The following is a 23133-nucleotide window of genomic DNA, read 5'->3' as shown; positions in this document are numbered from 1 at the left end:
GTTCCCGGCATTGTCGCGGCTTGGGGCCTCAACGAAACAACACCGGCCGCCCTGTTCCAAGGCGGCCGGTGCCGGGGTCGCGCCCCTTGCGGGAGAAGAAGCGCGAAGGGTCTTGCTTACTTGATGATGTTCTTGCCGAACCACTGCTCGGCAATCTTGGCGGCGCTGCCGTCCTGCTTCATGTCGGCCAGCGCCTTGTCCAGCTTGCCATGCAGTTCGGTGTCGTCCTTGCGCACGCCCACGCCGTACTCTTCGGTGCCAAAGTTATCGTCCAGCACGGCGTACTGGTCAGGCTTCTTGGCTACGTAGTAGCGGCCCACCACCTCGTCCACCACCACGGCTTCCAGGCGGCCGGTGGTCAGATCCATCAGGGCGGTCACGTTGTCGCCGAAGGTCTTGAGTTCCTTGAACGACTTGAAGACAGCCTCTTCCTTCTTGATGGCGTCCACGGCGCTGGAGCCTTCCTGCGCACCGACGACCTTGCCGGCCAGATCGGCCTTGGCCTTGATGGCGGAGCCTGCGGGCACCACGATGATCTGGTGGTTCTCCATGTAGGGCGCGGTGAACAGGATGTTCTGCTTGCGCTCCTCGGTGATGGTCAGGCCGTTCCACAGCGCATCCACGCGCTTGCCGGACAGCTCGGCTTCCTTGGCGCTCCAATCGATGGGCTTGAACTCCACCTCCACGCCCAGGCGCTTGGCGGCTTCCTTGGCCATGTCGATGTCAAAGCCCACCAGCTCGTTCTTCTCGTCGCGGAAGCCCATGGGCGGGAAGTTGTCGTCCAGGCCCACGACGATCTTCGTGACGGCGGCCGGGGCGGGTGCAGGCGCGGCTGCGGGGGCGGCGGGTTCCTGCTTGGAGCAACCCACCAGCACGGCGCCCAGGGTCAGCAGGGCAACGGCGGCAAACTTCTTCATGGTGTAGCGATTCTTGAAAAGAACAGTCGGAACGAACAAACGGCCCGGGCACGCCGCTCGACCAGGAAGGTCGCGCAGCAAGCCCATGACCGGGCAAACCCTGAATTGTCCCACCGATGCGGAGACTGCGCCCACTCGCAGCGCTGGAACGGGGGATTTGATGCCAATAACTGCCGCAGCGCCCGTCCAGCAAGCGCGAGCAGCTATCAAAAAATAAGCACAACGGCGCCCCAGGGCGCCGTTGTGCGGGTAGACGGGTAAGCAGACTGCGGCTGCGACCGCCTTCTGTAATTGCCCAATGGCGAGGGATTCCCGCCTCAGCGCGGCAGACTGCTTTCCCCCATCAGGAATTCATCCACCGCACGCGCGGCCTGGCGGCCTTCGCGGATGGCCCAGACCACCAGCGACTGGCCGCGGCGCATGTCGCCGGCGGCGAACACCTTGGGCGCGCTGGTCGCATAGCCGCCGGTGAAGTCCGTCGTGGCCTGGGCATTGCCCCGCGCATCCTTGTCCACTCCGAAGGCGTCCAGCACGGCAGCCACCGGGCTCACGAAACCCATGGCCAGCAGCACCAGGTCGGCCTGGTATTCCTTCTCGGTGCCGGGGACCTCGATGAACTTGCCATCCTTGAACTCCACCTGCACGGTCTTGAGGCCCGTGACCTTCTTGCCGTCGCCGATGAACTCCTTGGTGGCGATGGCGAACGCGCGCTCGCAGCCCTCCTCGTGGCTGGAGCTGGTGCGCAGCTTGTACGGCCAGTAGGGCCACACCAGGGGCTTGTTCTCTTGGCTTGGCGGCATGGGCATCAGCTCGAACTGCGTGACGCTGGCCGCGCCATGGCGGTTGCTGGTGCCCACACAGTCGCTGCCCGTGTCACCGCCGCCGATGACGATGACATGCTTGCCGTCCGCGCGGATCTGGCCCTTGAGCTTGTCGCCCGCGTTGACCTTGTTCTGCTGCGGCAGGAACTCCATCGCGAAGTGAATGCCGTCCAGTTCGCGCCCCGGCACGGGCAGGTCGCGCGACTGCTCGGCGCCCCCCGTCAGCAGCACGGCGTCGAAGTCCTTTCGCAGCTGCTCGGGCGTGATGGTTTCCTTGGACCAGTTGGTGACCTTGGAACCCTTGCCCAGCCCGTCCTTGGCCGCGCCAATGAAGACGCCGGTACGGATCGTCACGCCCTCGGCTACCAGTTGTTCCACGCGGCGGTCGATGTGCGCCTTGTCCAGCTTGAAGTCGGGGATGCCGTAGCGCAGCAGGCCGCCCACGCGGTCGTTCTTCTCGAACAGCGTGACGTCATGCCCGGCGCGCGCCAGTTGCTGCGCGGCCGCCAGGCCCGCCGGGCCGGCGCCCACCACGGCTACTTTCTTGCCCGTCTTGCGGGCAGCCGGCTGCGGCTGCACCCAGCCGTGCTCCCAGGCGCGGTCGATGATGGCGTGCTCGATGCTCTTGATGCCCACCGCGTCGTCGTTGATGTTCAGCGTGCAGGCGGCCTCGCAGGGTGCGGGGCAGATGCGGCCGGTGAACTCGGGGAAGTTGTTGGTGCTGTGCAGCACCGCGATCGCGCTCTTCCAGTCCTGGTGGTAAACGAGGTCGTTGAAGTCCGGGATGATGTTGTTCACCGGGCAGCCGTTGTTGCAGAACGGCGTGCCGCAATCCATGCAGCGGGCGCCCTGCAGCTTGGCCTGCGCGTCATCAAGGCCGATGACGAATTCCTTGTAGTGTTTGAGGCGCTCGCCAACGGGCTTGTAGCCCTCCTCGATGCGCTCGTATTCCATGAAACCTGTGGTCTTGCCCATGATCGTGGTGTCCTGTCTTTGTGCATGCTGCCGCAGCGGGGCCCCAGGCCCCGCCCGCGCGAGTTACTTGGCGGCTACCGCTTCCGTTTTAGGAGCTGCTACCGCAGGTGTAGCCTGCTCTTCCAGCACTTTTCTTTCATAGATTTCCGACAGGGCACGCTTGTACTCGGTCGGGAAGACCTTGACGAATTTGCTGCGCGACGCGGCCCAGTTGTCCAGGATCTCGCGGGCGCGCTTGCTACCCGTCCAGCGGCTGTGGTCCTCCAGCAGCTTCTTGAGCAGGGCTTCGTCCGTCTGGTCGCGGTGCCAGATGCCGCGGCCCATGTGGACCGCCTGCTCCTCGCCCGGCAGGATGCGCTCCAGCGTCACCATGGAGAGGTTGCAACGCGAGTCGAACTTGCCGTCCTCGTCGTAGACGTAGGCAATGCCGCCGCTCATGCCCGCCGCGAAGTTGCGGCCCGTCTTGCCCAGCACCACCACGGTGCCGCCGGTCATGTACTCGCAGCCGTGGTCGCCCACGCCCTCGACCACCGCCGTGGCGCCCGACAGGCGCACCGCGAAGCGCTCGCCCGCCACGCCGGCGAAGAACGCCTCGCCGCTGGTGGCGCCGAACATCACGGTGTTGCCGACGATGGTGTTGCCCACGGCCTCGCCGCGGAACTCATGGCTGGGGCGCACGATCACGCGGCCGCCCGACAGGCCCTTGCCGGTGTAGTCGTTGGCCTCGCCCGTCAGGTTCAGCGTGACGCCCTTGCACAGGAATGCGCCGAAGGACTGGCCGCCCGTGCCCTCGAAGTGGATGCGCACGGTGTCGTCCGGCAGCCCTTCGGGATGCACCTTGGTCACCGCGCCCGACAGCATGGCGCCCACCGAGCGGTTGACGTTCTTGGCCACCTCCATGATGCGCACGCTCTCGCCGCGCTCGATGGCGGGCTTGCAGCGCTCGATGAGCTTCACGTCCAGCGACTTCTCCAGCGCATGGTCCTGCGACTCGACGTGGTAGCGCGCCACTTCCGGGCCCACGAGCGGCTGCGCGAACAGGCGCGAGAAATCCAGGCCCTGGGCCTTCCAGTGTTCGATGCCCTTGCGGGTGTCCAGCAGGTCGGTGCGGCCGATCAGCTCGTTGAAGCTGCGCACACCCAGCTGGGCCATGATCTGGCGCACTTCTTCGGCGATGAAGAAGAAGTAGTTCACCACGTGCTCGGGCTTGCCCGAGAACTTGGCGCGCAGCGCCGGGTCCTGCGTGGCCACGCCCACCGGGCAGGTGTTCAGGTGGCACTTGCGCATCATGATGCAGCCCTCGACCACCAGCGGCGCGGTGGCGAAGCCGAACTCGTCGGCGCCCAGCAGCGCACCGATGACCACGTCGCGGCCGGTCTTCATCTGGCCGTCGGCCTGCACGCGGATGCGGCCGCGCAGGCGGTTGAGCACCAGGGTCTGCTGGGTCTCGGCCAGGCCGATCTCCCAGGGGCTGCCCGCGTGCTTGATGGACGACCAGGGCGATGCGCCCGTGCCGCCGTCGTGCCCGGCGATCACCACGTGGTCGCTCTTGCACTTGGCCACGCCGGCCGCAATGGTGCCCACACCGACTTCGGACACCAGCTTGACCGAGATGTCGGCATGCGGCGCCACGTTCTTCAGGTCGTGGATGAGCTGCGCCAGGTCTTCGATGGAGTAGATGTCGTGGTGCGGCGGCGGGCTGATGAGGCCCACGCCCGGCACGCTGTGGCGCAGCGCGCCGATGTAGTCGGACACCTTGCCGCCCGGCAGCTGGCCGCCCTCGCCGGGCTTGGCGCCCTGTGCCATCTTGATCTGGATCTGGTCGGACGAGGCCAGGTACTCCGCCGTCACGCCGAAGCGGCCCGATGCCACCTGCTTGATCTTGGAGCGCAGCGAGTCGCCATTGAGCAGCGGGATGTCGGCCTGCACCTTGTCGCTGCCGATGATGGACGACAGCGTCTCGCCTTGCTGGATCGGAATGCCTTTGAGCTCGTTGCGGTAGCGCTTGGGGTCCTCGCCGCCCTCGCCAGTGTTGCTCTTGCCGCCAATGCGGTTCATGGCCACGGCCAGCGTGGCATGCGCCTCGGTGGAGATGGAGCCCAGCGACATGGCACCGGTGGCGAAGCGCTTGACGATGTCCTTGGCGGGTTCGACCTCTTCCACCGGGATCGCCTTGGTCGGATCGAATTTGAATTCGAACAGGCCGCGCAGCGTCATGTGGCGCTTGGCCTGGTCATTGATGATCTGCGCGTATTCCTTGTACGTGCTGAAGTTGTTCGCACGCGTGGAGTGCTGCAGCTTGGCGATGGCGTCGGGCGTCCACATGTGCTCCTCGCCGCGCGCACGCCAGGCATATTCGCCGCCGGCGTCCAGCATGGTCTCCAGCACCGGGTCGTCGCTGAACGCGGCCAGGTGGGTGCGGATGGCTTCCTCGGCGATCTCGAACACGCCGATGCCTTCCACGCGGCTGGCCGTGCCCGTGAAGTACTTCTGCACCGTGTCGCTGTTCAGGCCCACGGCTTCAAACAGCTGCGCGCCGCAGTAGCTCATGTAGGTGGACACGCCCATCTTGGACATGATCTTGGACAGACCTTTGCCCACCGCCTTGACGTAGTTGTAGATGGCCTTGTCGGCAGACAGATCGCCGCTGAGCTCCTGGTGCATGTCCACCAGCGTCTCCAGCGCCAGGTAGGGGTGCACCGCCTCGGCGCCGTAGCCGGCGAGCACCGCGAAGTGGTGCACTTCGCGCGCCGTGCCGGTCTCCACCACCAGGCCGGCCGTGGTGCGCAGGCCCTCGCGCACCAGGTGCTGGTGGATGGCCGACAGCGCCAGCAGCGCAGGGATCGCCACCTGCGTAGCGCTCAGGTTGCGGTCGCTGATGATGAGGATGTTGGCGCCGCCCTTGATCTCATCGACGGCCTGCGCGCACAGCGAGGCCAGCTTGGCCTCCACGCCCTGCTTGCCCCAGGCCAGCGGGTAGGTGATGTCGATGGTGGCGCTCTTGAACTTGCCGTGTGTGTGCTGCTCGATCTGGCGCAGCTTGGCCATGCCCTCGAAGTCGAGGATGGGCTGGTGCAGCTCCAGGCGCATCGGCGGGTTCACCTGGTTGATGTCCAGCAGGTTGGGCTTGGGGCCCACGAAGGACACCAGGCTCATCACGATGGCCTCGCGGATCGGGTCGATCGGCGGGTTGGTCACCTGCGCGAACATCTGGCGGAAGTAGTTGTACAGCGGCTTGTTCTTGTCCGACAGCACGGCGAGGGGGCTGTCGTTGCCCATGGAGCCCACGCCCTCCTCGCCGTTCTTCGCCATGGGGGCGAGCAGGAACTTGATGTCCTCTTGCGTGAAGCCGAAGGCCTGCTGGCGCTCCAGCAGCGGCAGCGCGGACGCGGCTGGCTGCACGGCCGATTCGCCCACCTTCACGTCATCAAGCTTGATGCGCAGGTTCTCGATCCACTGCTTGTAGGGCTTGGTGTTGACGATGTTGGCCTTGAGCTCGTCGTCTTCGATCAGGCGGCCCTGCTCCAGGTCGATCAGCAGCATCTTGCCCGGCTGCAGGCGCCATTTGCGCACGATCTTGCCGTCCGGCACGGGCAGCACGCCGGCTTCGGAGGCCAGGATCACCAGATCGTCGTCGGTCACCACGTAGCGCGAGGGGCGCAGGCCGTTGCGGTCCAGCGTGGCGCCGATCTGGCGGCCATCGGTGAACACGATGGAGGCCGGGCCGTCCCACGGCTCGATCATCGCGGCGTGATACTCATAGAACGCGCGGCGGCGCTCGTCCATGGACTCGTGCTGCTCCCACGGTTCGGGGATCATCATCATCACGGCCTGGCTGATGGGGTAGCCGGCCATGGTCAGCAGTTCCAGGCAGTTGTCGAAGGTGGCGGTGTCGGACTGGCCGGCAAAGCTGATGGGGTACAGCTTCTTCAGGTCTTCGCCCAGCACGGGCGAGGCCATCACGCCTTCGCGTGCCAGCATCCAGTTGTAGTTGCCGCGCACGGTGTTGATCTCCCCGTTGTGCGCCACATAGCGGTAGGGGTGGGCCAGCGGCCACTCGGGGAAGGTGTTGGTGGAAAAGCGCTGGTGCACCAGGCCGATGGCGGAGACGCAGCGCTCGTCCGCCAGGTCGAGGTAGTACACGCCCACCTGGTCGGCCAGCAGCAGGCCCTTGTAGACCACGGTGCGGCTGCTCATGCTAGGCACGTAATATTCTTTGCTGTGCTTGAGCTTCAGGCCCTGGATGGCGGCGCTGGCCGTCTTGCGGATCACGTAGAGCTTGCGCTCCAGCGCATCCTGCACGATCACGTCCGAACCGCGACCGATGAAGACCTGGCGCAGGATGGGCTCCTTCTCGCGCACGGTGGGCGACATAGGCATGTCCAGATTCACCGGCACGTCGCGCCAGCCCAGCAGCACCTGGCCCTCGGCCTTGATGGCGCGCTCCATCTCCTGCTCGCAGGCCAGGCGGCTGGCGTGCTCTTTGGGCAGGAAGATCATGCCCACGCCGTATTCACCGGCGGGGGGCAACTCCACGCCCTGACGCGCCATTTCCTCGCGGTAGAGCTGGTCGGGAATCTGGATCAGGATGCCCGCGCCGTCGCCCATGAGCTTGTCGGCTCCCACGGCGCCGCGGTGGTCCAGGTTCTCCAGAATCTTGAGCGCGCCGGTCACGATGTCGTGCCGCTTCACGCCCTTGATATGGGCCACGAAGCCCAGGCCACAGGCGTCGTGTTCATTGCTGGATGCATACAGGCCGTGCTGTTGCAGATGCTGGATTTCGGCAGCCTTGGTCATGGCGCGCTTCCTCAAAGATTCGCAGGGAACGCAAGCGTAGTGCAACGCAACATGGCGGCGCAAGCATTTTAATCGGGGTCAGATACCAAAAAGTCCGCGCACTTTATTGGTGCGTTTTTATTAGGGACACATCAAACTCAGGAGCAGTAAAACCAGTCGTCACAATGAAAGTGCAGGCCAATTACGGTTTGGGTGGAACCACGGAAGCGGGACGCCCCGCGCGTGCTCGGGTGAGCCGACGGGGGGTCAGCTGTTGCAGAGCCTGCACAAACCCGTCATCCCCCAGGGCCCAGCCGTTCAGGCCCGACTGCGTCAGTGCCGCCTGTTCGCTGGCGGAAATCCCCGCCTGCACGAGTGCGGCATAGGCCGCGTCGCGGGCAAAGGGGGTGTTGCCCAAGGCCCAGTAGAGGGCATGCGGCGTGATGAGACGATCACTGCGCAGGCCAATGTAGTGGCCGTGGCTGGACCACCGGAAGTCCGCCGCCGCGGCGCACAGGCCCGCGCGCACGGGGTTGAGGTCCAGATATGCCATGCAGGGCAGCAGATAGCGCTCCGCCTGCAATACGGCACTGCGGTAGCGCCCTTCCCATAGCGTGCCCGAACGCCCATGGCGCTGGTTGAAGCGCCGCACATAGCTGCGCCCCACGGCTTGCATCATCAGAGGCAGCGATTTGCCCTCCTGCGGCGTGGCCAGCAGGTGGAAATGGTTGTCCATGAGCACATAGGCGTGCACCGCCACCTGCTGCTGCCGCGCATGCTCGACCAGCAACGACCACATGAGCTCCCGGTCCGCGGCATCCAGGAAGATCGGCTGGCGGTTGTTGCCACGCTGGATGATGTGGTGCGGGTAGCCAGCGAGGGCGAGGCGGGGAAGGCGGGCCATGAAACCGTCTTGGGACCGTTCAATTGCTCTTAAATCTATAGCTTCTAGCGCTTTATTGGCGGGCGCTAGAGGCTTAAATGGCTCATACCGCCACCGACCCGGCGTCATCCAGACCGAAGCGCGACCCCAGGGCCTGCGCCAACCCGAACTCTTCGAGTATGGCCGCCAGCCGCTCACGCGCGCTGCGCTTCTTCTGGCCGGTGTAGCGCGCCAGGATCAGCTCGTTCTTCATGCTGTGCTCCCAGCCCACCAACTCCGTCACCGTGACCTGGTAACCGCTGGCTTCCAAATGCAGGCACCGCAACACATTGGTGATCTGGCTGCCCATCTCGCGCGTGTGGATCGGGTGGCGCCACAACTCGGCCAGCGGCGTGCGCGACAGGCTCAGCGCCTTGGTGCCGCGCAGGCAGGCCGCCACCTCGGCTTGGCAACAAGGCACCAGCACCATGGCACGCGCCTGCTTGCGCAGGCCGAAGGCAATCGCATCATCAGTCGCCGTGTCGCAGGCATGCAGTGCGGTCACGATGTCAAAGCGCTCGGGCAGCTCTGCCGCGCCCGCGGCATCCGCCACCGCCATGTCCAGGAAGTGCATGCGTGCGAACCCCAAGCGCTGCGCCAATTCACGTGAACGCTGCACCAATTCCGCGCGCCACTCGATACCGTAAATCTCGCCACGGCCGAGCTGCTTGAAGAACAGGTCGTAGAGAATGAAACCCAGGTAGGACTTGCCCGCGCCATGGTCGGCCAGCAGCGGCGCGTGGCCATCGGCGGACAGCTCGGCGAGCAGTGGCTCGATGAACTGGTAGAGGTGATAGACCTGCTTGAGCTTGCGGCGCGAGTCCTGGTTGAGCCGTCCCTCGCGCGTGAGGATGTGCAGTTCCTTGAGCAACTCCACGGATTGGCCTGGCCGCAGTTCGGCCAGCACCGCAGCGTCGGCGGCGCCCGTCTGCTGCGTGCCCGACTTGGCACGCGCACTGCGGTGCGGCTGCCCGGTGGTGGTAGAGCGGCTCATACTTGCGGAGCACCCTTCGCAGCCGCGCCAGCTGGCCAGTGGGGCCCCACGTCCAGATCGGCCCATCCGGCCGCGCCCAGGCGCTCCAGCAATTCAATGTTGCGCTCGAAGATCTCTTGCGCCTCGGGAAACACTTCCACCGCGCGGTCGATGCTTTCCTCGCGCAGCAAATGCAGCGTGGGATAAGGCGCGCGGTTGGTGCAGTTGGTCACATCGTCAGCGAGGGTGCCCTCGAACTGGAAGTGCGGGTGGAACGACGCAACCTGCAGGATGCCCGCCAGGTCCATGGATTCGACGAGCTCGTCGGCCAACTCCAGGAAGTCGTTGAAATCCAGAAAGTCCGGCATGGCCAGCGGCGCGATGAGCAGCGTGGTGTCCCGCTTTTCGGGAGAGGCTTCGGCCAGCGCCTCCAGCTCGGCTGCCAGGTCTTGCAACAGTTCACGCGCATCCGTGGCATGGCTCACCACGTAGTGGATCTGGTCCTTTACATGCACGCTTTTGGCGAACGGGCACAGGTTGAGTCCGATGACGGCACGCTCAAGCCAGCGCACCATGTCCGCCACCACCACGTTGTCATCGCAGGCGGCTGCATCCTGGCGGGGCTGGTCGGGCATAGGTCTGGTGGTCATGGCGGGCGTGGTCTGAAGAGGGCTCGCATTGTATGTCTCTGCCCTGCCGCACAGGCGCACCGGGGCTGGCGCATCAGGCCAGCAAGCGCTCACCGGTCAAGCGTTCGTGCTCTCGGGCGGCAAACCGGTCGGTCATGCCTGCGATGAAATCCGCCACCGTGCGCGCACGGCGTGCATCGTCGCCATCCAACGCCCAGCCGGCCTGCACCGGTGGCATTTCCCGCGGGTCCGCCTGGTAGATGGCGAACAGGTCGCGCACCACCTGACGGGCACGGTCCGTAGTCTGCATGACCTGGGGATGGCGGTACAGCGACTGGAACAGGAACCGCTTGAGCACCTGCGACTGCCCACGCATGGCCTGCGAGAAGCCGACCAGGGCCGGCAGCCGGCGCACCGCTTCCACGTCAGCGGGCGCATGCTCTGCCAGCGCTGCGCGCGTGGCATCGATCACGTCGTACACCTGCTCACTGAGCATGCGGCGGATGGCCTCGCTCAGCAATCGGCGTCGCCCTTCAGACTGCGCGAGATGCGGGTAGTCGTTCTGCGCTTGCGCGCGGTAGCGGTCGAACAGCGGTACGTCGCGCAACTGCTCCAGCGTAATCAGGCCCGAGCGCACACCATCATCGATATCGTGGGCGTTGTAGGCAATCTCATCGGCCAGGTTGCACAGCTGAGCCTCCAGGCTCGGCTGCTGGCCGAGGAGGAAACGCCGCCCCACACCACCGGGTTCGCGCGCCTCCAATTGCTCGGCGTTGCGCCGCGAGCAGTGCTTGAGGATGCCCTCGCGCGTCTCGTAGGTCAGGTTGATGCCATCGTAGGCGGGGTAGCGGTCTTCCAGCGTGTCCACCACACGCAGGCTCTGCAGGTTGTGCTCGAAGCCTCCATGGTCCGCCATGCACTCGTTGAGGGCGTCCTGCCCTGCATGGCCGAAGGGCGTATGTCCCAGGTCGTGCGCCAGGCAAATGGCCTCGACAAGGTCTTCGTTCAGCCTCAGCGACCGCGCGATGGAGCGCCCCAACTGCGCAACCTCCAGTGAATGCGTGAGCCGCGTACGGAACAGATCGCCCTCGTGGTTGAGGAATACCTGGGTCTTGTAGACCAGCCGCCGGAACGCGGTGGAATGCACGATGCGGTCGCGGTCCCGCTGGTATTCCGTACGCGTAGGCGCCGGCGCCTCGGGATGGCGCCTGCCCTGGGTGCGCGCCGAATGACAGGCATACGACGCCAAATGCGTCTCAAGCACCAAACAGCCCCATAAAGCCCACCAGAAAAGCGCAATCAGCTACTATTTTTATAGTAAACATTAGGATGCGCAGCACTGGTCGATGACTTCGCGCACCAGCGCATCCGGCGCGGAGCGCATGACGGCTTTGCCGGGTCCGTCGATCAGCACGAAGCGGATCTCACCGCCTTCTGCCTTCTTGTCCACGCGCATGAGTTCCAGATAGCGCCCCGCATTGTCCTGCGCGTCAAGCACCGGCCCCCGTGTGGGCAGACCGGCCCGCTCGATCAGGCGCGTCAGGCGTTCAACGAAAGAGCCGTCCACCAAACCCAGCCGCTGCGATAGATGCGCGGCCATCACCATGCCTGCGGCAACCCCTTCGCCATGCAGCCACACGCCGTAGCCCATGCCCGCCTCGATGGCATGGCCAAAGGTATGGCCGAAATTCAAAATGGCGCGCAGCCCGGCTTCGCGTTCATCCGCGCCTACCACCGCCGCCTTGATCTCGCAGCTGCGCTTGACCACGTGGGCCAGCGCGCCGCGCTCCCGCGCGACGAGCGCGTCCATGTGGGCCTCGAGCCAGGCAAACAACTCCATGTCTGCGATCGGCCCGTACTTGATCACCTCGGCCAGGCCCGCCGCCAACTCGCGCGCCGGCAAAGTGTTTAACGTGTCCAGATCACATACCACCAACTGAGGCTGATAGAACGCGCCGATCATGTTCTTACCCAGCGGATGGTTGATGGCAGTCTTTCCGCCCACAGACGAATCCACTTGCGCCAGCAATGTGGTGGGCACCTGCACGAAGGGCACGCCGCGCATATAGCACGCCGCGGCGAAACCGGTCATGTCGCCGATGACGCCGCCGCCCAGAGCATAAAGCACTGTTTTGCGATCACAGCCATGTTTGAGCAACTCATCGAAAATTAGCTGAAGAGTACTCCAAGTCTTGTACTCCTCTCCGTCCGGCAATTCCAATATGCGAACGTGGGAATGCCTCTGCGTAAGCGCAGCTCGCAGCTTCGGCGCATATAAAGGTCCGACTGTCGTATTAGAAACGATCAATGCTTGAGCAAGGCCAATGCCAGCTCGCTCCCCAAGCGTGGACAGCCCCCCCCCACCAATTTCGATCGGATAGCTGCGGGCACCAAGATCAATCGTTACGATTTCCACGTACAACACCTTCAGTCTTTAAGAAAAAAAACCCAGCGGAGGTCAATTTTCCTCCGCTGGGTCTATAGAAGGTCAATCTCGTTTAATTGGGATTCGTGCAGCTCATGGACGTTCCAAATGGCGACGTCAAGAAAGACCCATTCTTCATGTCAGCCTCTGCTACATCAGTAATGTAGCCTTTTTCGAACATGCCTTCGGACCCCGCCACAGTAGTAGTCACTTTAATTGCGTAGTCGATCCAGCTACCGACGTTTTGTGGATACTCAACTTGAAGTGTTGCGCGTCCATTGGTACCTGTCACCTGGCCGCCTAGGTAAGAAATAATGATATCCGCCTTGCGTGGTTTCAGTTGACCGTCACCATCGACGTCTTCCCCCGTATCCAGCAAGCCATTACGATTAGTATCCTCGTTGGCACACCATAGTACCACGCGCGAATACTCATCGTCCTTACCTTCACCACCCTTAATAACTGACCAAGATCCTTTGCCATAGCGACGGAGGTCAACGCTCGCAGAGATCGTCGCTCCCGAAATAGCATTACCTGCAGAATCCGCTACGGCCACATCAAACTTTTTGATGTAAGTGAGATTATTGGCGCCCTTCTCCAGTTCATTGTTTTCACCGAGAGTGATAGACAGGGGAGCACTTGCAACTGTCATCGACGCCATCAGGGCCTGCGGGCAGGCTCCGTTCGCAATATCAGCATCAGTATATCCATAACATGCCCGAATACGCACACCATTCGTAGGACTCGAACGCGTTCCCGAAATATATTCAGCTGTAGCGATGCCACTTTCATTGGTATAAATCACTGCGTCTTCTGTCGAGATGCGCTCCCCGCTCCCCAATACCGGAGGAACAATTTCAAACCGGACACGCACGTTCTTTATCGCCTGATTGGCTGCATTTTGAAACACCGCACGCAGCGTCGCCCGATTCGTGCTCGCTCCCGAATTATTCGGCGCGATAGTGTTTGGCGTAATAGCCAGATTCGCGGCAGAAATCACCCCCACAGCGTCTGGCACTCCACCGGAATCGCCCACCACCTGTACATCCCGACGAGCCACCACACCCGAGCCTGTAGCCTCAACAGAATAAATACCAGCAGCTGACGGGGCGGCGGCGATGCGAGCCGTAGCCGTACCATTTGAATCAGTTGTCAAACTATTGGAAAAACCTAACGTGCCGCTCAGTGCCACTGGCGTATTTGCGATGCCGGTGCCATTCACATCGGACACCTTGACACTCACAGTGACCGCACTGCCTGGACGAGGTGCAGAGGGTACGGTTGTCACGTCAATCGCACTTCCTGTTACCGCAATGACGCCCGACTTTTTCTGATTACCTACAGTCATAGTGTAGGCAATATTCCGGTTAGATTTATTACTACCGACTGAAATTTTACCGGCCGCCTTACCAGCCGAATCTGTCGCGGAAGAAATCGGAGTATAAATTCCGGTGTCTACAGTTACGCTCACGGCAGCGTCACTGACGGGATTATTCTTTGAATCCAGAGCCGTAATGGTCAATGTTGCGTCATCGGAACCCGAATTGGTCAACGCAGCTTTATCTACTTGATAGTCAAAACTGGCGACGTTCTGTGCGCCACCGTTACCGCCCCCTGGGGACGTCCCCGAACTGCCCCCGCCCCCGCCGCATCCTGCGACAGACAATATAGTAGCGATGCACAAGATTTTATATAGATTTCTCATTTTTTTGCCATTCATGACTTAAATCAACGTACCGGACCGCGATCGGTTATTACCTTCGGTGTAATAAATACCAACATTTCCCGCTTTGACGACTCTTTCGTTCGGCTCTTAAACAAATTCCCTACAACCGGCACATCACCCAACACGGGAATTTTATTCTCTTGATTGGTCTCCTCCATCTCGAAAATACCACCAATCACAACAGTCCCACCATTCTCAACAAGGACCTGCGTTTTAATGTGCTTCGTATCAATGGCAACCCCCTGATTAGTGACCTCGCCACGACTGTCCTTATTGACATCTAAATCAAGAATAATATTACCCTCGGGCGTTATTTGCGGAGTAACCTCCAGCTTCAACACCGCCTTCTTGAATGCAATCGTAGTTGCACCATTAGGCGCCGTCACAGAATACGGATATTCCGTTCCTTGCTCAATCAGAGCCTTGGTCTGATCCGCAGTAATAAGGCGGGGACTAGATACTATTTTACCTTGCCCATCAGCCTCCATGGCGGAGAGCTCCAAAGTTAAGAATCGATTAGCTGCGGAGTTAAAGATAGACAGCGCAAAAGAACCCACACTCGAGACATTGGAAAGGGAAGCCGGTAGATTCACGAAGGTTCCGCCCACATCCACATTCCCGCCGAACCCAGTGGTATTTGTTGCGTTACCGTATGAAGTACCCAAAGCCACGCGATTCCCACCACCGATACCATAGCCGCCATCTCCACCGCGGTTTGCGCGAAGATCGCCCCCTCCCAGCTTGACCCCCAAAGACCGCCCGAATGTGTCGCGCGCTTCGACAATGCGCGCCTCAATCATTACTTGGCGTACGGGCACATCAAGAGTCGCCAACAACTGGCGTACTTCTTCCAATTTACCCGGCGTGTCTGTTACGAAAAGTTGATTGGTACGTGGCTCTGCCAAGGCGCTTCCGCGCTCAGATAGAAAGCGCGTGTTCTGACTGTTTCCGCCACCTGCAGAGGAACTGCTGGTCAACTGAGCAACCATATCGGCTGCTTTTGCATAGTTCAGTTGATATGCCTGCGTGCGCAGCGGTTCCAGCTTCTGTATCGCCAGAGCTGCTTCGTAATCCTTTTTAGTGCGTTCATCGATCTCATCCTTGGGTGCAATCCACAGCACCGTTCCGGATTTCCGCATCCCGAGACCCTTGGCATCCATGATGATCTGCAACGCTTGATCCCATGGAACGTCCTTTAATCGCAAGGTCAACGCACCGGTAACAGTGTCCGAAGTGACAATATTGAAATTTGTAAAATCGGCAATCACCTGAAGCAACGAGCGAACTTCGATATTCTGAAAATTCAGCGATAATTTTTCCCCAGAATATGTAGGGCCTTGCGTCAGTTTAGTTAGGTCCACCTTCTTCGGTCGAACTTCGACAACAAATTGATTATCGCTTTGATATGCGCTATGCTCCCATTCTCCTGCTGGATCGATTTTCAGGCGAACACGCTCACCTTCTTGGGTCGCAGTAATGGTTTGCACTGGTGTACCGAAGTCTGTGACATCTAGTTTGCGTCGCAACCCTTCAGGTAAAGAAGAACGCAAGAAATCGACTACCAGTCCCTTGCCTTGCTGCTGCAGATCGACTCCAACCTGATTGTTGGTCAGCCCAACAACAATACGCCCGGCCCCATCTGCGCCACGTCGAAAATCCAAGTCTTTGAGAGGGAGCGTGTCAATATTCTGGCTTTCAGCAAATGGCGTTACCTGAGCCGCCGACGCCTTAGCTGGTAAGTTCGCCGTATCCAGCAATACCACCACCGCTTTGCCTTGCAACTCTGCGCGGTACGATGTGGGTTGCTTGAGATTCAAAACGATGCGTGCACGATCACCCGCTTGTACGATATTGGCAGATTTGATATTTCCCTGATTGATATTTATTGAAGAACGGCCGGTGCCGTTGCTTACCCCAGGAAAATCCAAAGCGATTCGCGCTGGACTTTGGATTGAGAAGCCAGTGGGCACCTCTGTTTGCGGTTCAGAAAATTCAATCTGCAGAACCTCGGCTCCACCTTGCATAAAGCCTGAGATGGACTCAATCGCTCCACGCGCCTGTGCCATAGGCACCACAAACATGGTAATAGCCACTGCCCCAATTGTTCGCAAATACGCGCGCAAACGAATTGTTTTTTGCATCATTTCTTCACCTCATTCCCCTCTTGCAAGTCCAATGTTGTCATGCGCTCCACCCAATCGCCCGAAGAATCTTGGACAATTTCCCGCAAGCGCATATTGGTCTCGGTAATTCCTACTATTTTTCCGTAGTTTTGCCCTAAATAATTACCCAACCGAACTTGATACAACAATTTATCGACACTCACCAACGCGGTAGGTGTGCCTGTTTTATTCATACTTCCTACCATCCGAACCGCATCCAAAGGGTAAGCTTCCAGAGGCTCTTTTCTTCTCGCCATTTCTGGTGCGATTAGCGAGGCATTGGCCGCAGACTCTGCAGAATCTCGCCTTAAAGCCAGCGTCAACTTCATTGAATTGAACGGATCAACGCCACTATCTGCAATGTAGTCTTGGGGAAAAAACTGCTTGGGTTCCTTCAACGGCGTGACACGCGGTTTCGTTGTCGCACGCAGATCTGCCATCCATTGGCGAAGCTCATCCTCTCCGCCAGGCCCACACCCCGTCAACATGAAAGCGGCGGCTAGCGCTGCAGTTAGTACATTGTGGTATTTCACTTCTTGGCCCCCTTGACCTGCAACCCGCCACCCGTACCAAGGCAATAGAGAATCCGCGCAACCGAGAGGAAGCGCGATGCGCAAGAGCAGGTACACGGACGAACAGATCATTGGGTTCATCAAGCAGGCCGACGCTGGCATGAGCGTTGCGGACCTGTGCCGCCGAGAGGGTTTCAGCTCGGCCACGTTCTACAAGTGGCGAGCCAAGTTCGGCGGCATGGAAGCCAGCGACGCCAAACGGCTGCGCGACCTCGAAGCCGAGAACAACCGGCTCAAGAAGCTACTGGCCGAAGCGGTGTTGGACAACGAGGCGCTGAAGGTGGCCTTCGGCGTAAAGCGCTGAGCCCACCGGCGAAGCGACGCGCGGTGGGCAAGATGTTGGAAGAGACCTCGATCAGTGAACGGCGCGCCTGCGCTTTGGTGGGACTGTCGCGCGACAGCTGGCGGCACCCGCCCCAGCGCGCACAGCACGACCAGGCCACGAGTCAGCGCATCGTCGAGCTCGCGCACGAGCGGCGTCGCTTCGGCTACCGGCGCATTGCGGACCTGCTGCGGGCTGAAGGCACGAAGGTCAACGACAAACGCGTCTATAGGCTCTACAGGCTGGCTGAGCTGTCGGTGCGCAAGCGCCGCGGCAAGCAGCGCCTGAAGCTCGAACGCGTGCCGCTGCACCAATGCCAGAGCGTCAACGAGGTCTGGAGCATGGATTTCGTCAGCGACAGCTTGGCCAGTGGCCGGCGCATCAAGTGCCTGACCATCACCGATGACTTCAGCCACGAGTGCGTGGATATCGCCGTCGACCACGGCATCGGCGGCGAGTACGTAGTGCGCGTGCTGGAGCAGGTGGCGCGGTTTCGCGGTTACCCGCAGGCCGTGCGCACAGACCAGGGGCCCGAATTCACCAGCCGAGCCTTCATGGCGTGGGCGCAGGCCAGGGGCGTGCGCCATATCCTCAACCAGCCCGGCAAGCCCACGCAGAATGCCTACATCGAGAGCTTCAACGGCAAGTTCCGCGACGAGTGTCTGAACGAGCACTGGTTCCAGAGCCTGAAACAGGCCCGTGCCGAGATTGCGCGCTGGCGGGCTGACTACAACGAGATCAGACCGCACAGCAGCTGCGGCCGGATTCCCCCAGCAAAGTTCGCAGCGCGACATCGACAATCAACTGGCGGCGCCGTAACGGCGCCGCTTCAAACCCAGGAGTAATCTCCTTTAACCAGCGGATTTTCTCAAAACGACTGGTACGGGTATTGGGGGCAGGTCACCCTTAGCTGCCGCCTTCTGCGCTTGTATCTCTTCCGGATCAAGATAGCGGAATGTTCGCGCCGTGGCCTCGAGGGTCAAATTACCATTTAAATCCTTTGAAGCAGGGGCAATTGACAGATTATTCAAAGTAACGATGCGCGAAAGATTCGCCACATCAGATGCAAAAGCCCCCATATCGTGATACTTGCCTGCTACCCGAATGGAAATAGGCAACTCAGCATAATAATCCTTAACCACGATCTGTCCAGGACGAAACAATTCGAACTGCAAACTTCGACCAAGACCTGCCTGGTTAATATCTGAAAGTAACGCAGACATTTCTGCCTTACTCGGCAGTTGTTTTTCCAACTGAATTACATACTGCTGGATTTGCTCTCTCTGCTTCTTGAGCGCCTCCAGACTAACGGCTTTCACAAGTTTTTTCTGATAATCTCCTCGCAGCGTCTGTTCAGTATTTCTCTCGGCAGTCAATTCCTGCTCATAGTCAGTCAACTTAAAAAACCACAGAAATGTGGCCACACCTGCAGCAATGAGTACACAAAGTAACGCACGAGGCAACACCGGCCACAGAGAAGGATCTTTTGGGTCCAAATTCTGGAATTGCCGTTGCAAATCCTCTTGCAGTTTTGCGAAATCAAATTTCGGCTTGTTTTTCTTTGCCATTTTTACTTCCCCGTGCCTACTGCGCTGGCAGCTTCCATAGCCTTTTGGGCTTCGGCACTACGCACCAAGCGGAAACGTAAATTAAAGGCGGCAACACGACGCTGATCTTTGGGAGTTAACGAAACGTTAGCTGCGACAATTTCGACCAGTTCTGGCTTTGAGAACCAGGGTGTATTATTGGCGAGATTGCGTAGCATCTCTGAAACACGCTCATTAGACTGCGCCATGCCCTGCATGGTGACCGTCTGGTCTGCCTGCTTAAGACTTGTTATATAAACGCCATCCGGCAGCTGTAAGACCAGCTCATTAAGAAGGTGTACAGGCAAATTTCGATCGGATTGAAGATCTTCTACAGCTTTTTGCCGAGCCAAAAGGGCAGCAATTTCTTCTTCAAGGGTCGCGATTTCCTTGATTTGTCCTTCAAGGACTTTGATTTCGCTTCGAAGAAAATTATTACGATCCTGCTGATCGGTAATCATCGCTTGAAACCACCAATAAATAGCCGCAGCAATGGCAAGGCCTACCAATGCTGAAGCGAGCATGATGGCTTGAAACGCCTCTCGCCTGCGTTTACGAGCGGCCTCCCGATGCGGGAGAAGGTTGATAAGAATCACTGCAGGAACCTCCGCATTGCCAGCCCACAGGAGGTCAAGTAGGACGGTGCCTCGCGCACCATCTTTTTGAGGCGAACCCCCCCGCCCACTTCCATGCCATCAAAGGGGTTGATGACGCTGCACGCAAACCCCGTGTTCTGAATGACAGATTCCGTCAAGCCGGGCAGAGGGGCAGATCCGCCTGCGAGCATGATGTGATCCACGCGGTTGTATGGGGTGCTCGTAAAGAAGAACTGCAGCGCGCGGCTGATTTCCTGAGAGAGACTGTCCACGAAGGGGCGCAGGACGGCAGATTGATAGTCTTCAGGCAAGTCGCCATTGCGCTTCTTGCCCTCCGCTTCTTCTTGTGAGAACCCATACTGGCGCACGATCAATTGGGTCAACTGCGCACCACCAAAGGCTTGGTCGCGTTCATACAAGACATCGTCATTCCGAATGACCTGCATGCTCGTCGTCATTGCCCCCACCTCAAAGAGGGCAACGACCGCATCGGCGCCCCGATTGGGCAACCCTTCAATCAGCCGCCCTGCTGCCAAGCGTGCCGCATGCGACTCAATGTCGACGACCACGGGTTTCAGTCCAGCCGCCTCCGCGAGACCTTGACGATCTTGCACCTTCTCTTTGCGCGAGGCCGCAATCAGCACGTCGACATCGCCTGGCGCGCTCTTGCTGGGACCCACCACGCAGAAGTCGAGGCTCACCTCGTCCAGCGAAAAAGGAATGTACTGGTTGGCTTCGGATTCCACCTGCACTTCCAGTTCCTGCTCGGACATCCCGCCGGGCAGCGTGATGCGCTTGGTGATCACAGCAGAGGATGGCAATGCAAGGGCGACATTCTTGGTTTTGGTCCCGCTCTTTTTCACAACGCGACGCAACGCCTCGGCGACCTCATCGAACTTTTCGATGTTGCCATCCGTGATCCACCCACGCTCCAGTTGCTCGATTGCACAGCACTCGAGAACCAGCGCCCCTCCCTTATCTCGTCCCAACTCCACCAGCTTGACGCTGGAAGAACTGATGTCCACACCCAGCAATGGGGCAGACTGACGACTGAACAACGACCCCATTGAGATCAAGGTGCCCCTCCGCTACTTATCTATATGACGCAACAAAACTTAACACTTCACATGAATGCTATCAGTAAGGTTCTTCACCAGCCAAGAGTTTTACCTTTCTCACACAAAAGCGGCGTTGTCAAAAGCAGACGATTTTCAGGTGCTATCGCTGAATCGTCGGCCCTATTTTTTGCGCGCTGACCCGGGCAAGGCGCCCCAGCCAAGCCAACACGCCAAGATTTTTATAATGACGGGTTGCCTCGTATCGAGACCCTATGCCACAGCCTCCCGACAGAACATCCTCCCCGCCCACATCCTCAATGCCACGCGCCGTGCGCTGGCTTCTGCTGGGGTTCACGTGGATCCTCGGCCTGGGCGTCGCCGCAACGTTGACCGGTGCTCTCGCCATCGGACTGGGCCTTGCGGTGGCATATCCCAATCTGCCTGATGTGTCCGATCTGGCGGACTACCGCCCTAAGCTACCCCTGCGGGTGTACTCCGCAGAAGGCGCATTGCTGGGAGAGTTCGGTGAGGAGCGGCGCAACTTGACGCCCATCCAGGACATCCCCCCTGTGATGACCAATGCAGTGTTGGCGATCGAAGACGCACGCTTCTTCCAGCACGGTGGCGTGGACTACAAAGGGGTGTTGCGCGCTGCGCTGGCAAATCTGGGACGCGTAAAAAGCCAGGGTGCTTCCACCATTACCATGCAAGTGGCGCGAAATGTTTATCTTTCTTCCGAAAAAACATTTACCAGAAAAATTTACGAAATATTACTCACATTTAAGCTCGAGCATCTGTTAACAAAAAACCAGATTCTCGAGATCTACATGAACCAGATTTATCTGGGAAATCGCGCGTATGGATTTGCAGCAGCCGCAGAAACCTATTTTGGCAAGCCGCTGAAGTCCATATCCATTGCCGAAGCAGCCATGCTTGCTGGCCTTCCGAAGGCCCCATCCGCTTATAACCCCATCTCCAACCCCAAGCGCGCAAGGATCCGGCAGCTGTACATCATTGATCGCATGCTGGAAAACGGCTTCATCACTGCCGAGGAAGCCACTGCTGCAAAGCAAGAAGATCTCAAGCTGCGCTCGTCGACGGATTCGACCCGTATCCATGCGGAGTACGTTGCTGAGATGGCGCGTCAACTCATCTACGCGCAGTACGGCCCCGAGGCATACACGCGCGGATTGAATGTGTACACCACGCTGAATGCCGGCGAGCAGGAGACAGCCTACACCGCGTTGCGCAAAGGCATCATGGACTACGAGCGCCGACAGCACTATCGCGGGCCTGAGCGGTTTGTCAGCCTGCCCTCCGCGTCTGAGGAGACCGAAGACGCCATCGACGACGCTCTGGCCAACCACCCGGATAACGGCAATGTGCTCGCCGCGGTCGTGCTGGAGGTCAACGCCAAGAGGATTCTGGCGGCCCGCGCCGATGGCGAACAGATCGAGATCACGGGCGAAGGCCTCAAGCCCGCGCAGTCCGGACTCAGCGAGAAAGCCCCGCCCAACATCAAACTGCGCCGGGGCGCGGTCATCAGGGTCGTACAAACACCCAAGAAGACTTGGGAAATCACCCAGCTTCCTGAGGTGGAAGGTGCTTTCGTGGCCATCGATCCGCGTTCCGGTGCCATCCGTGCCCTGGTGGGCGGCTTTGACTTCGACAAGAACAAGTTCAACCATGTCACCCAGGCCTGGCGCCAGCCAGGTTCAGCGTTCAAGCCGTTCATCTACTCCGCCGCTCTGGAAAAGGGCTTCACACCTGCCACGGTGATCAACGATGCTCCCCTGTTCTTCAGTGCGGGCGTGACAGGCGGGCAACCCTGGGAGCCCAAGAACTACGATGGCAAGTACGACGGTCCCATGACCATGCGCGCCGGGCTTGCCCGCTCCAAGAACGTCGTTTCCATTCGCATCCTGCAGGCTGTCGGCCCCAAGAACGGGCAGGACTGGGTGACCCGTTTCGGATTCGAAGCCGACAAGCACCCTCCCTATCTGACGATGGCGCTGGGCGCAGGCTCTGTCACCCCGATGCAACTCGCTTCGGCCTACGCGGTGTTTGCCAACGGCGGCTACCGCATCAACCCCTATCTCATCACCCGTGTCACGGACCACAAGGGACGCATCCTGTCGGATTTCCAACCTCCCGCCGTCGCAGACAACCCCCGCGCCATTGAGCCACGCAACGCGTTCATCATGAACAGCATGCTTCAGGAAGTCGCGCGCTCCGGCACGGCGGCACGTGCACAGGCCACGCTCAAACGCCCCGATATCTATGGCAAGACAGGAACGACCAATGACGCAGTCGATGCGTGGTTTGCAGGCTTCCAGCCCACGCTGGCTGCTGTGACGTGGATCGGTTACGACACGCCGCGCAACCTCGGAAGCCGTGAGACCGGGGGCGGACTCAGCCTGCCGGTCTGGATCAGCTTCATGGAAAAAGCGCTTAAGGGCGTCCCTGTGGCGGAGCCCACCGTACCCGCAGGCGTCGTGAACGTGAGTGGCGAATGGTTCTACGAAGAATATGCACGCAACGCGGGCGTCGCCAGCCTGGGTATGGAGAGCGCCACCCCCACCGACGGTGCGCCGGCTCCGGGAACACCGCCTCCACCCGAAGAGCGCAACCGCATCCTCGACCTGTTCCGTAATTGATGAAGAGGCGGGCCTG

At 60.2% G+C, this 23133-nt stretch carries 16 protein-coding genes; 2 read left to right on the top strand and 14 right to left on the bottom strand.

Annotated elements, in window-relative coordinates; translation table 11 throughout:
• Positions 1–116 precede the first annotated feature (116 nt).
• The 11 genes from QY917_RS00175 to QY917_RS00125 form a co-directional block, all read right to left on the bottom strand.
• Positions 117–917 (bottom strand): amino acid ABC transporter substrate-binding protein, encoded by an 801-nt coding sequence (locus tag QY917_RS00175; RefSeq protein ID WP_041835888.1) that lies wholly within the window; start codon positions 915–917, stop codon positions 117–119.
• A gap of 317 nt (positions 918–1234) precedes the next feature.
• Complete coding sequence (locus QY917_RS00170) at positions 1235–2713, bottom strand: glutamate synthase subunit beta (RefSeq protein WP_012655706.1); 1479 nt, start codon at positions 2711–2713, stop codon at positions 1235–1237.
• A 63-nt stretch (positions 2714–2776) separates the two neighbouring features.
• Positions 2777–7510: a glutamate synthase-related protein gene (locus QY917_RS00165; RefSeq protein WP_123675035.1), complete on the bottom strand. Its 4734-nt coding sequence runs from the start codon at positions 7508–7510 to the stop codon at positions 2777–2779.
• 181 nt (positions 7511–7691) lie between these two features.
• Positions 7692–8393, bottom strand: a complete 702-nt coding sequence (locus QY917_RS00160) for a transposase (RefSeq protein ID WP_012655704.1) — start codon at positions 8391–8393, stop codon at positions 7692–7694.
• A gap of 82 nt (positions 8394–8475) precedes the next feature.
• Positions 8476–9405, bottom strand: a complete 930-nt coding sequence (locus tag QY917_RS00155; RefSeq protein ID WP_012655703.1) for an SAM-dependent methyltransferase — start codon at positions 9403–9405, stop codon at positions 8476–8478.
• The gene (locus tag QY917_RS00150) at positions 9402–10019 is read right to left on the bottom strand and encodes a DUF1415 domain-containing protein (protein ID WP_302079278.1); all 618 of its coding nucleotides are present in this window, start codon (positions 10017–10019) and stop codon (positions 9402–9404) included. Before QY917_RS00150 ends, QY917_RS00155 begins: the two co-directional genes overlap by 4 nt.
• 88 nt (positions 10020–10107) lie before the next feature.
• A complete protein-coding gene (locus QY917_RS00145; protein ID WP_123675250.1) occupies positions 10108–11277 on the bottom strand; it encodes a deoxyguanosinetriphosphate triphosphohydrolase in 1170 nt (389 codons plus the stop codon).
• Between the two features lie 60 nt (positions 11278–11337).
• Positions 11338–12429, bottom strand: a complete 1092-nt coding sequence (gene aroB / locus QY917_RS00140) for a 3-dehydroquinate synthase (protein WP_302078142.1) — start codon at positions 12427–12429, stop codon at positions 11338–11340.
• An 82-nt stretch (positions 12430–12511) separates the two neighbouring features.
• Positions 12512–14158 (bottom strand): Ig-like domain-containing protein, encoded by a 1647-nt coding sequence (locus QY917_RS00135; protein ID WP_123675032.1) that lies wholly within the window; start codon positions 14156–14158, stop codon positions 12512–12514.
• Between the two features lie 8 nt (positions 14159–14166).
• Positions 14167–16308: a type IV pilus secretin PilQ gene (pilQ, locus tag QY917_RS00130; protein WP_123675031.1), complete on the bottom strand. Its 2142-nt coding sequence runs from the start codon at positions 16306–16308 to the stop codon at positions 14167–14169.
• Positions 16305–16814, bottom strand: coding sequence for a pilus assembly protein PilP (locus tag QY917_RS00125; RefSeq protein WP_123675030.1), 510 nt, complete (start codon positions 16812–16814; stop codon positions 16305–16307). Before QY917_RS00125 ends, pilQ begins: the two co-directional genes overlap by 4 nt.
• A gap of 121 nt (positions 16815–16935) precedes the next feature.
• Between QY917_RS00125 and QY917_RS00120 the strand changes: the two genes are divergently transcribed.
• Positions 16936–18065 (top strand): IS3 family transposase gene (locus tag QY917_RS00120; protein WP_085945346.1). Its coding sequence is split into 2 segments (ribosomal slippage): positions 16936–17197 and positions 17197–18065, totalling 1131 coding nucleotides; the frame shifts between segments, so codons are not numbered across the junction.
• A 6-nt stretch (positions 18066–18071) separates the two neighbouring features.
• On the opposite strand, the gene QY917_RS00115 is transcribed toward QY917_RS00120, so the two are convergent.
• The 3 genes from QY917_RS00115 to QY917_RS00105 are packed head-to-tail and all read right to left on the bottom strand — an operon-like array spanning position 18072 to position 20469.
• The gene (locus tag QY917_RS00115; protein WP_302078139.1) at positions 18072–18788 is read right to left on the bottom strand and encodes a type 4a pilus biogenesis protein PilO; all 717 of its coding nucleotides are present in this window, start codon (positions 18786–18788) and stop codon (positions 18072–18074) included.
• A gap of 2 nt (positions 18789–18790) precedes the next feature.
• Entirely contained in the window at positions 18791–19402 is a 612-nt protein-coding gene (locus QY917_RS00110) for a PilN domain-containing protein (protein WP_123675028.1), read from the bottom strand.
• Entirely contained in the window at positions 19399–20469 is a 1071-nt protein-coding gene (locus tag QY917_RS00105) for a pilus assembly protein PilM (RefSeq protein WP_011804181.1), read from the bottom strand. The genes QY917_RS00110 and QY917_RS00105 overlap by 4 nt, the downstream gene beginning before the upstream one ends.
• A 263-nt stretch (positions 20470–20732) precedes the next feature.
• Between QY917_RS00105 and QY917_RS00100 the strand changes: the two genes are divergently transcribed.
• Positions 20733–23117, top strand: a complete 2385-nt coding sequence (locus QY917_RS00100; protein WP_123675027.1) for a penicillin-binding protein 1A — start codon at positions 20733–20735, stop codon at positions 23115–23117.
• Positions 23118–23133 lie beyond the last annotated feature (16 nt).

It is taken from the genome of Diaphorobacter sp. C33 (assembly GCF_030503915.1).
GTDB classification, from domain to species: Bacteria; Pseudomonadota; Gammaproteobacteria; order Burkholderiales; family Burkholderiaceae_C; genus Diaphorobacter; species Diaphorobacter nitroreducens.
Note: the sequence above shows the minus strand (reverse complement) of the source record. Positions and strands in the feature narration are given on the sequence as shown.

Bases quoted from the DNA above. Each gene is read 5' to 3' on its own strand.
- QY917_RS00160 (WP_012655704.1), bottom strand. From the start codon at position 8,393: ATGGCCCGCCTTCCCCGCCTCGCCCTCGCTGGCTACCCGCACCACATC.
- QY917_RS00100 (WP_123675027.1), top strand. From the start codon at position 20,733: ATGCCACAGCCTCCCGACAGAACATCCTCCCCGCCCACATCCTCAATG.
- QY917_RS00165 (WP_123675035.1), bottom strand. From the start codon at position 7,510: ATGACCAAGGCTGCCGAAATCCAGCATCTGCAACAGCACGGCCTGTAT.
- QY917_RS00155 (WP_012655703.1), bottom strand. From the start codon at position 9,405: ATGAGCCGCTCTACCACCACCGGGCAGCCGCACCGCAGTGCGCGTGCC.
- QY917_RS00150 (WP_302079278.1), bottom strand. From the start codon at position 10,019: ATGCCCGACCAGCCCCGCCAGGATGCAGCCGCCTGCGATGACAACGTG.
- QY917_RS00135 (WP_123675032.1), bottom strand. From the start codon at position 14,158: ATGAATGGCAAAAAAATGAGAAATCTATATAAAATCTTGTGCATCGCT.
- QY917_RS00170 (WP_012655706.1), bottom strand. From the start codon at position 2,713: ATGGGCAAGACCACAGGTTTCATGGAATACGAGCGCATCGAGGAGGGC.
- QY917_RS00115 (WP_302078139.1), bottom strand. From the start codon at position 18,788: ATGGCAAAGAAAAACAAGCCGAAATTTGATTTCGCAAAACTGCAAGAG.
- pilQ (WP_123675031.1), bottom strand. From the start codon at position 16,308: ATGATGCAAAAAACAATTCGTTTGCGCGCGTATTTGCGAACAATTGGG.
- QY917_RS00175 (WP_041835888.1), bottom strand. From the start codon at position 917: ATGAAGAAGTTTGCCGCCGTTGCCCTGCTGACCCTGGGCGCCGTGCTG.
- QY917_RS00125 (WP_123675030.1), bottom strand. From the start codon at position 16,814: ATGTTGACGGGGTGTGGGCCTGGCGGAGAGGATGAGCTTCGCCAATGG.
- QY917_RS00105 (WP_011804181.1), bottom strand. From the start codon at position 20,469: ATGGGGTCGTTGTTCAGTCGTCAGTCTGCCCCATTGCTGGGTGTGGAC.